This window comes from Dyella sp. (assembly GCF_035508675.1).
Taxonomy (GTDB): domain Bacteria; phylum Pseudomonadota; class Gammaproteobacteria; order Xanthomonadales; family Rhodanobacteraceae; genus Dyella_B.
Window position 1 is genome coordinate 17,657 of the sequence record NZ_DATJMN010000192.1, and the last position, 9,357, is coordinate 27,013.

General features: G+C 63.8%; 7 protein-coding genes. 5 read left to right on the top strand and 2 right to left on the bottom strand.

The genetic code is table 11. From position 1 onward, the window contains the following. Nucleotides 1-91 precede the first annotated feature (91 nt). From VMA74_RS10440 to VMA74_RS10450, 3 genes are all read left to right on the top strand, one after another. On the top strand, nt 92-1,534 hold the full coding sequence (locus tag VMA74_RS10440) for a DHA2 family efflux MFS transporter permease subunit (RefSeq protein WP_414649598.1): 1,443 nt from the start codon (nt 92-94) through the stop codon (nt 1,532-1,534). Nucleotides 1,535-1,634: 100 nt separating this feature from the next. Then, the gene (locus VMA74_RS10445; protein WP_325366697.1) at nt 1,635-2,336 is read left to right on the top strand and encodes a pirin family protein; all 702 of its coding nucleotides are present in this window, start codon (nt 1,635-1,637) and stop codon (nt 2,334-2,336) included. A gap of 9 nt (nt 2,337-2,345) precedes the next feature. Continuing rightward, nucleotides 2,346-3,359, top strand: a complete 1,014-nt coding sequence (locus VMA74_RS10450) for an NAD(P)H-quinone oxidoreductase (RefSeq protein ID WP_325366698.1) — start codon at nt 2,346-2,348, stop codon at nt 3,357-3,359. Between the two features lie 27 nt (nt 3,360-3,386). On the opposite strand, the gene epmA is transcribed toward VMA74_RS10450, so the two are convergent. Both epmA and ligA read right to left on the bottom strand, forming a co-directional pair. Continuing rightward, entirely contained in the window at nt 3,387-4,361 is a 975-nt protein-coding gene (gene epmA / locus VMA74_RS10455; RefSeq protein ID WP_325366699.1) for an EF-P lysine aminoacylase EpmA, read from the bottom strand. 5 nt (nt 4,362-4,366) lie between these two features. After that, nucleotides 4,367-6,754, bottom strand: coding sequence for an NAD-dependent DNA ligase LigA (ligA, locus tag VMA74_RS10460; protein WP_325366700.1), 2,388 nt, complete (start codon nt 6,752-6,754; stop codon nt 4,367-4,369). 178 nt (nt 6,755-6,932) lie between these two features. Here ligA and VMA74_RS10465 point away from each other — a divergent pair, with 178 nt between their 5' ends. Continuing rightward, entirely contained in the window at nt 6,933-8,387 is a 1,455-nt protein-coding gene (locus VMA74_RS10465) for an MFS transporter (protein ID WP_325366701.1), read from the top strand. 43 nt (nt 8,388-8,430) lie between these two features. Beyond that, nucleotides 8,431-9,357, top strand: a 927-nt coding sequence (locus VMA74_RS10470; protein ID WP_325366702.1) for a cation:proton antiporter, incomplete at its 3' end; no start/stop codon positions are given.

Sequence of the window (9,357 nt, forward strand, 5' to 3'; positions counted from 1 at the left end):
CGGCGCACACCCTGATGCGCCCACGTCCTGAGCGCTTCCGACCTCCTCGCCACCAGGCGTAGGGCCGCTGCGCTCGCTGCAGGAACCGTTCGTGAGCGCGTTGACTGAGGAAAAGCTGGACTTGCCGGCCACCGATCAGCCGGCCTATCCCGATTACCGCGTCATTTCCCTGATCGTCGGCTGCGCGATCTTTCTGGAACAGGTCGACGGCACGGTGCTCGCCACCGCCCTGCCCACCATGGCGCGCGACTTCGGCGTTTCCGCGCCGGCCATGAGCGTGGCGATTACCAGTTATCTGCTTGCGCTGGCGATCCTGATTCCGGTGAGCGGCGCCATCGCCGACCGCTTCGGTGCCAAGCGCGTGTTCAACAGCGCCATGCTGGTGTTCATTGTCGGCTCGATCCTGTGTTCGCTCACCCGCAGCCTGCCCATGATGGTGGCCGCGCGGCTGGTGCAAGGCATGGGCGGCGCGATGATGGCGCCGGTGGGACGGCTGGTGATCCTGCGCACGGTGGAGCGCAAGCACCTGGTGTCGTCGATGATGTGGACGCTGATTCCCGCCGTGCTCGGCACCATGGCCGGGCCGCCGCTTGGGGGCTTCATTGTCCAGTACTTCGACTGGCGCTGGATCTTCTACATCAATGTGCCGATCGGCGTGCTGGGCTACGGACTGGTGCGGCGCTACGTGCCGGAGGTGCACTGCGCGACCCGCCCGGCCCCGTTCGACTGGCTGGGTTTTGCGCTTTGCAGCGTCGGTTTGGGGTGTCTGCTGTTTGGCCTGGAGCTGTTTGGCGAGAACACCCGTGCGCGCAATGGCGTGGTGCTGGTAGCCATCGGCACAGCCGCCTGCCTGGCTTATGTTCGGCACGCCAGGCGCCGCGAGCATCCGGCGGTGGATCTCACCCTGCTGCGCATCGATTCGTTCCGGCTGTCGGTGATTTCCGGGGCACTCATGCGCATCACCCAGGGCGCGCAACCCTTCCTGCTGCCGTTGTTGCTGCAGATCGGGCTGGGTTTCTCTGCCCTGCGCAGCGGCCAATTGATCCTGGCGATTTCCGTCGGCGCGCTGCTCGCCCGCGCCCTCACCACCCGCCTGCTGCGCTGGATCGGCTTTCGCCGCGTGATGGTCTACAACGGTGTGCTGGCCGGCATGAGCTACGCCGTCTGCGCGCTGTTTCGGGCCGACTGGCCGTTCTGGCTGATGTTCGGCTTGCTGGTGTGCTGTGGCGTGATCATGTCGGTGCAGTTCACGGCCTACAACACCATCGCCTACGAAGCGGTGCCGACCGATCGCATGAGTGCGGCCAACAGCTTCTATTCCACCCTGCAGCAGCTGATGCTGTCGGTGGGCGTGTGCTGCGGTGCGCTGATCCTCAAGTTGGCCATGGCCGCCAGCCACAACAGCGAACCGAGCCGCCTGGACTTCTCCGTGGCATTCCTGGCCGTCACCTTGATCTCGCTCAGCTCAACCCGCTGGCACCGCGCCTTCGCGCCCGATGTGGGGCATGAAATGAGCGGGCATCGGCACCGCTAGAACTTGCGTGCAAGGCGACACACTGTTTCCCTCACGATCATTCCCCTGCGCGACGACCGGCCTTATGTTTCGCGGCATTCGAAAACCAGCGAGGTGTTCCATGATCGAACGTCGTCCTTTCAACAGCCTTGGCGGTGCCGATCACGGCTGGCTCAAGGCCAAGCATCACTTTTCGTTCGCCAGCTACCACGATGGCAAGCGCATGGGCTGGGGCGCGCTGCGCGTGTGGAACGACGACAGCATCGCTGCGCAAACCGGTTTTCCGCCGCATCCGCATGCGGACATGGAAATCATCACCTATGTGCGCGAGGGCGCGATCACCCACCGTGACAACCTGGGTAACGAGGGGCGCACCGTTGCCGGCGACGTGCAGGTGATGAGCGCGGGCAGCGGCATCACGCACAGCGAATACAACCTGGAAGCGGACACCACGCGCATCTTCCAGATCTGGATCATTCCGGACGAACACGGCCGCGCGCCATCGTGGGGCACCAAGCCGTTCCCTGCCGGCGAGCGCTCCGGACGGTTCGTGGCCTTGGCCAGCGGCATGGAAGACGATGCAGACGCGCTGCCCCTGCGCACCAACGCGCGTGTACTCGGTGCCACGCTGAAAGCGGGTGAAACGGCGCGCTACACGTTGGACCAACACCGCTACGCCTACCTTGTGCCGGCCAAAGGTGCGGTCGAGGTGAACGGCATCCGCGTCGATGCACGCGATGGCGTTGCTATTCGCGACGAGACTGCGCTGGAAGTGAAAGCCCTGGAAGATGCAGAACTTGTACTGGTTGATACAAGCCCGTAGGCATCATTGATGACGTCCATGCAAGCCATCGAGATTCCGCACTTTGGCGGCCCGGAAGTACTCCAGCTCGCCGAGCGCCCCATACCGCAGCCGGGCGCCGGCGAGGTGTTGATCAAGGTCGCCGCATCGGGCGTGAATCGGCCGGATGTGTTCCAGCGGCAAGGACACTATGCGCCGCCACCTGGCGCTTCCGACCTGCCTGGGCTGGAAGTGGCCGGCGAAGTGGTGGATGGCGATTTCAGCGGCAGCAATCCCTTCGGGCTCAAGCGCGGCGACAAGGTATGCGCCTTGCTCGCCGGCGGCGGCTATGCGCCCTACGCGGTGGCCCCACTGGGCCAGTGCTTGCCGGTGCCCGAGGGCATGGATGTGCTGGAGGCCGCCTCGCTTCCGGAAAACTACTTCACCGTGTGGAGCAATGTGTTCGATCGCGGCCGGCTTGGGCAGCGCGAGGACGGTGCGAAAGAAAGCCTGTTGGTACAAGGCGGCTCCAGCGGTATCGGCGTCACCGCGATCCAGCTTGCACACGCCCTGGGCCATCCGGTTTTCGCCACCGCGGGCAGTGACGAAAAATGCCGCGCTTGCGAGACGCTCGGCGCACGCGCCATCAACTATCGCAATGAGGACTTCGTCGAGCGCGTGAAAGCATGGACCGATGGTCGTGGCGCCGATGTGGTGCTCGACATGGTTGCCGGCGACTACTTGCCGCGCGAACTGGATGCCCTGGCCGATGATGGCCGGCTGGTGATCATTGCCACGCTCGGCGGCATGCAAGCCACCATCGATGTCGGCATGTTGATGCGCAGGCGTCTGCACATCACCGGCTCCACGCTTCGTGCGCGCTCGGTGGCGTTCAAGTCGGCCATTGCGGAAAAACTGTACGAACGCGTCTGGCCGCTGTTTGCCGAAAAACGGCTACGTCCCGTGATCCATGCCGTGTTCCCGGCCAGCGAGGCCTCGCGTGCGCATGCGCTGATGGAAAGCAGCGCACACATCGGAAAGCTGTTGCTTCAATGGCAAGCGTAGGCTGGGATGGCATCCCAGCCTGCGGGGTTACGCTTTGGAAAACGGGAACGCGAGCACATCGGCGATCCGGTCCGTGCCGGCCATGCACATCAGCAAACGCTCGATGCCCATCGCCACTCCGGCGCAATCGGGCATGCGTCCCAGCACCGCCAGCAGTTGCTCGTCGATCGGCATCTCGCGCAGGCCGCGTTCACGGCGGCGCGCGTTGTCACGCTCGAACCGCGCGCGCTGCTCGGCCGCGTCGTTGAGTTCGTGATAACCGTTGGCCAGTTCGTACGGCCCCAGGTAAAGCTCGAACCGCTCGGCCAGCGGCGGATCGCCGGGCCGGATACGCGCCAGTGCGCTCTGGCTGGCGGGATAATCGTGGATCACGGTGATGCGGTCGCGTGGAAACGCGGGCTGCAACTTGTGCGTGATCAATAGATCCAGCCAGTCGTCGCGGGTGAGGCCATCGGGGTTGATGTTGTACGGGGCCAGCGGCGCACGCAGGTCGTCGATATCGGCATGCAGCGGGTCCAGCCCCAGCTCGTCCAGGAAAAGCTGCCGATAACCTTCGATCAGCACTTCGCACCGGTGCCCCACCAGGGTGAGCGCAGCCTCCACCAGCGCGATGGTTTCCTCCATCAATTGCCGATGCGTCCAGCCGACGCGGTACCACTCCAGCATGGTGAACTCGGGATTGTGACGCTCCCCTGCTTCGCCATTGCGGAACACGCGGCCAAGCTCATAACAGTCGCCGACACCATCGGCGAGCAGGCGCTTCAAGGGATATTCCGGCGAGGTGCGCAGCCAGCGCTCGCGCGAGCCGGCATCGACGTGGCCGTAAAACGGCGCATGGAAACTTTCAATGTTCGGATCGGTATTACCCGCGGCCGACAGGATCGGCGTTTCCACTTCCAGTACGCCGCGATCGGAAAAGAACGTGCGGATCATGGCGTACAGCTTCGCGCGCCCCTGCAGCCGCTGGCGAAACGATGCGATGTCATGGATGGTAGCGTCCATCGCGATCAAACCCCGTGCTGCTTGAACAGCGCCAGCAACTGCGTTTCATCCCACACCGCCACGCCCAGCTCCTCTGCCTTGTCGAGCTTGGACCCAGCGGCATCGCCCGCCACCACGAAGTTGGTTTTCTTGGACACGCTGCCAGCCACTTTCGCGCCCAGCGCTTCCAGCTTTTCCTTGGCTTCGTCGCGCCCCATGTTCGATAGCGTACCGGTAAGCACGACAGTCTGGCCCGTCAATGGCAGAGCTTCCACCTTGGCATGCTTGGGGATGGCACCCAGCAAGCGGTGCATGGCGGCTTCCGCCTCCTGCAGGGCGGCCAGGCGGTGGTGATCGGAAAGGTATTCATTGAGGTTCGCCGCGGCAGCTTGCGACAAACCTGCCGTGATCCAGTGCGTCATGCCGCTGCTGTGCAATTTGGCCACCGACGGAAAATGCGACGCCAGCAAGGCGGCATTGCGATGACCGATACCGTTGACGCCGGCATCTTCCAGCAATACCGCCAGGTCGAGTTTTTGTTGCAGGCGTGGCGACGGCTCCGTTTCATCGCCCAGCGTGACACCGGCTTTCAGCAGCGCATCGACGACCTGGCGATTGCCCTTCTGCTTGAAGAACGCTTCGATGGAACCGGCCACTTCCGCACCGATATCGGGCAGCTCACGCAAGATCGCTGCCGGCATGCTGCGCACCCATTCGAGCCGTCCCAGCCAGCTGGCCAGTGTCTTGGCCGTGCTCTCGCCGATATGCACGATGCCCAGCGCATAGAGAAAACGCGTCAAGGTGGTGCGCTTGCTGGCTTCGATCGCCTCGATCAGGTTTTCGGCCCACTTGGTGGCGATCTTGCCGGCCTTGACGGTTTCCGGCGTGGTGCCCTCGCGCTCATCTGCGCGGCGCTTCATCTCCAGGAAGTCTTCCAGCGTGAGCTTGTACAGATCGGCCGGCGTGTGCACGTAGCCGAAATCCACCAGCGCATCGACGAAGCGCTCGCCGATGCCTTCAATATCCATCGCGCGCCGGGAAGCGAAATGGATCAAGGCTTCCTTGCGCTGCGCGGCGCAGACCAATCCGCCCGAGCAACGCCATGCCGCCGCCCCTTCTTCGCGCACCAGTGCCGAGCCGCATACCGGGCAATGCGCTGGCATCTGCCAGGGATGCGTGTGCGGCGGACGGCGGTCGGGCATGACGCGCACCACTTCCGGAATCACGTCGCCGGCCCGGCGCACGATCACCGTGTCACCCACACGCACGTCCAACCGCGCCACCTGGTCGGCGTTGTGCAGCGTGGCATTGGTCACCGTGACGCCGGCCACCTGCACGGGCGTGAGGCGCGCCACCGGCGTGGCGGCGCCAGTGCGGCCGATCTGGATCTCGATCGCCTCCACTGTCGTACTCTGCTCTTGCGCGGGAAACTTGTGCGCTAGCGCCCAGCGCGGCGCGCGTGACACGAAACCCATGTCGCGCTGCCCCGCGTAATCGTCCAGCTTGTACACCACGCCATCGATGTCATAAGGCAGTTGGTCGCGCCGGGCGCCGACGTGCCTGAAATAGGTGAGCAGGCCATCGAAGCCCATGGCCGTGCTCGCTTCCGGCGAGACCGGAAACCCCCAGTCGCGCAGCTTCTGCAAGGTTTTGGAATGCGTAGGCGGCAGCTCGGCGCCCTCGACGATACCTACGCCATACGCAAAGAAGCTCAGCTTGCGCTTGGCCGTGACGGCCGGATCGAGCTGCCGCAGCGAACCGGCTGCGCCGTTGCGCGGATTGGCGAGCGGGCGTTCGCCATGCGCGCGCGCATAAGCGTTGAAGGCCTCGAAATCCTTATGCAGCATGATCACTTCGCCACGCACTTCCAGCACGCGCGGCCAGTCCTTGCCACGCAGGCGCAGCGGAATGGCGCGCACGGTGCGCAGGTTGGCGGTTACGTCTTCACCGGTTTCACCGTCGCCACGCGTGGCGCCCTGCACGAACTCACCGTCTTCATAGCGCAGGCTGATCGCCAGGCCATCCAGTTTCGGTTCCACCGAAAATACCGGCTGGCTGCGCCCCAGCGTCTGCTCGATACGGCGTTCGAACTCGGCCACTTCACGATAGCGCTCGCGATCGTTGCCGCCCTCCTGCTCGAAGGCATTGTTCAACGACAGCATCGGCAAGGCATGCCGCACTTCGGCGAAACCGCCTTGCACACGCGCGCCGACACGCCGGGTCGGCGAGTCGGGCCTAGCCAGTTGCGGATATTCCGCCTCCAGCGCCTCCAGTTCGCGCAGCAGGCGGTCGTATTCGGCGTCGGTAATGTCCGGATCGTCCAGCACGTAGTAACGATAATTGGCATGCTCGATCTGCTTGCGCAGCTCTTCGGCGCGTGCGGCAGGCAGGGGGGATGCTGACGGTTTGCTCATGTGTGAAGTGTAACGATTTGTGGTGTCATTCCTTGTGTCCGCGTGGCCATCGGGAACGCGGACGGGGAAGCATGCATCGACAATGCTCGGCGTGCGGCCATGCTGCGTTTGGCTCCGTCCCCTGTTTGCACAGCCTCCCTTAATCTTAATAGCTGCCATAGCAGGTATCATAACGTCCATGCCTTCTCCCTCCGCCGCCTCTTCAGCTACCGCAGCCACGGCGGATGACCTTGCAGCCCTTCCTTCACGCGAACGCTACAGCGGCCTGATCTGGCTGGTGGCGGCATCGTTCTTCATGCAATCGCTGGACTCCACCATCGTCAATACGGCGGTGCCGGCGGTTGCCACGGCCTTGCACGAGACACCGCTGAACATGCGCAGCGCGCTGACCAGCTACGTGCTTACCCTGGCCATTCTGATTCCCGCCACGCCCTGGCTATGCGACCGTTTCGGCACACGCCGCCTCTTTGGCGCCGCCATCAGCGTGTTCGCACTCGGCTCGCTGCTGTGCGGCCTTTCGCAGACTTTGCAGGAGCTGGTGATGGCACGCGTGCTGCAGGGCATCGGCGGGGCTGCGCTGATGCCGGTCGGCCGCTACATCCTGGTGCGCACCATCGACAAGCGCGATTTCGTGCAAGTGATGAGCACGGTTTCCACCTTCGGCCTGCTCGGTTCGGTATTGGGCCCTCTGCTGGGCGGCGCGCTGGTGGAATACGCCAACTGGCGCCTGATCTTTCTGATCAATGTACCGGTAGGCATTGTAGGGGTGTGGCTCAACTACCGCGAAATGCCCGAGTACCGGCTGGAGACGGCTCATCGCTTCGATTTGTTCGGTTTCCTGCTGTTCGCCGCCTCGTCGGCCCTGTTGTTGGCGGCATCGGAATTCGCCGCGGACGAAACCGTGCGCTGGGGCCAGATGGGTCTCCTGGTGGTACTCGCCATCGCGTTTGGCGCAACCTATGTCTGGCACAGCCACCGCGCGGCGCACCCGGTGGCAGACCTGACCCTGCTGCGCGTACGCAGCGTGCGGGTGGCGCTGTCGGGCAATCTGCTGACTCGGCTGGGCGTCAGCGGCATGTTCCTGCTGATCGTGCTGTTCCTGCAGGTCGGCTGCGGCTGGTCGCCCATGGCGGCAGGGCTGATGATGGTGCCGCAGGCGCTAGGCTCGATCTGCTGCAAGTGGCTGGTCAACCGCACCCTGGTTCGGCTGGGATACCGGCGCCTGTTGTTCGGCAATACGCTGATCGTGGCGGCCTTGCTGGCGATGTTCGCCCTGCTCGGGCCGCATACGCCGATCGCGCTGATCACCCTGCTGGTGTTCGTCTATGGCGGCTTCATGGGCATGCAGTACACCGTTATGAACACGCTGATCTACACCGATCTGGACGTGAAGCACGCGTCGATGGCCTCGTCGATGGCATCCACCACGCAATATCTGTCGATGAGCTTTGGCATCGCGCTGGCCACCATCCTGATGCAGACGCTGTTGCACGGCCAGGATAGTGCGGCGTATGTGGCGGCGTTCCGCTGGACGGTATTGGTGTTGGCGGTGATCACTGCCGTCGCAAGTCGCGTCTTTGCCCGGCTGGACAAGACGCCGCCTACAAGCCATCGCGTGTCTTCTACCGCTTGAGCCGGTAGCATGCAGGGCTGCTCATGATCGAAGGATGCCGACCATGCATCACGCCAACGAAATTCTTTTCGCGCTTTTCATCGTCTTCGTCGCCGCGCAGATCGGTTCGGAGATCGCGCAGCGCCTGAAGCTGCCGGGCGTGGTAGGTGAAATCGCCGCAGGCTGCGTGATCGGTCCATCGGTCATGGGATGGATCACGTCCGAGCAGATAGCACCCGGTACGCCGTTGGATGTATTGGCCGAAATCGGTGTGGTGCTGCTGCTATTCGCCGTAGGCCTGGAAACGCGGCTGGAAGACCTGAAGAAAGTCGGCAAAGCGGCCTTCCTGGTCGGCGTACTCGGCGTGCTGCTGCCGTTCGGCATGGGCGGATTCTGGGCGCATGCCAGCGGCTTCGATTGGGGCAAGTCGTTGTTCGTCGCGGCCGCCTTCGTGGCCACCTCGGCCGGCATCACTGCGCGCGTGCTGCAGGAGCTGGGTGTGCTGCAGCGCCTGGAAAGCAAAGTGATCCTGGGCGCCGCGGTGATCGACGACATCCTCGCCATGCTGCTGCTTGGCGTGGTGGTGTCGCTGCAGGGCGGCCAAGGCTTCGATCCGGCGCATCTATCGATGGTGCTGGGCGGTGCAATCGGCTTTATCGCGGTGATCGGCTGGGGCGGCACGCGCGTGATGCGCTGGAATTCCACCTGGCTGGAAAAGCCGCATAGCACTTATTCGCCACTGCTGATCGTATTGGCCTTGTGCCTAGGGCTTGCCTACGTCTCCACACTGTTCGGCCTGGCCGCCATCATTGGAGCGTTCCTAGCCGGCATGATCGCTTCCGAAACGCGTCAACAGCATACGCTGGAACAACAGATCCAGCCGTTGCTTGCGCTGCTGACCCCGTTCTTCTTCGTGCTGACCGGCAGCAAGATCGACTTGCATCAGCTTGCCAGTGCCGACGCCTTGATTGCCTTGCTGGTCGTCACGGTG

Excerpts from the sequence above, each read along its gene's own strand:
- VMA74_RS10450 (WP_325366698.1), top strand. The coding sequence starts at position 2,346 with ATGACGTCCATGCAAGCCATCGAGATTCCGCACTTTGGCGGCCCGGAA.
- VMA74_RS10465 (WP_325366701.1), top strand. The coding sequence starts at position 6,933 with ATGCCTTCTCCCTCCGCCGCCTCTTCAGCTACCGCAGCCACGGCGGAT.
- ligA (WP_325366700.1), bottom strand. The coding sequence starts at position 6,754 with ATGAGCAAACCGTCAGCATCCCCCCTGCCTGCCGCACGCGCCGAAGAG.
- epmA (WP_325366699.1), bottom strand. The coding sequence starts at position 4,361 with ATGGACGCTACCATCCATGACATCGCATCGTTTCGCCAGCGGCTGCAG.
- VMA74_RS10445 (WP_325366697.1), top strand. The coding sequence starts at position 1,635 with ATGATCGAACGTCGTCCTTTCAACAGCCTTGGCGGTGCCGATCACGGC.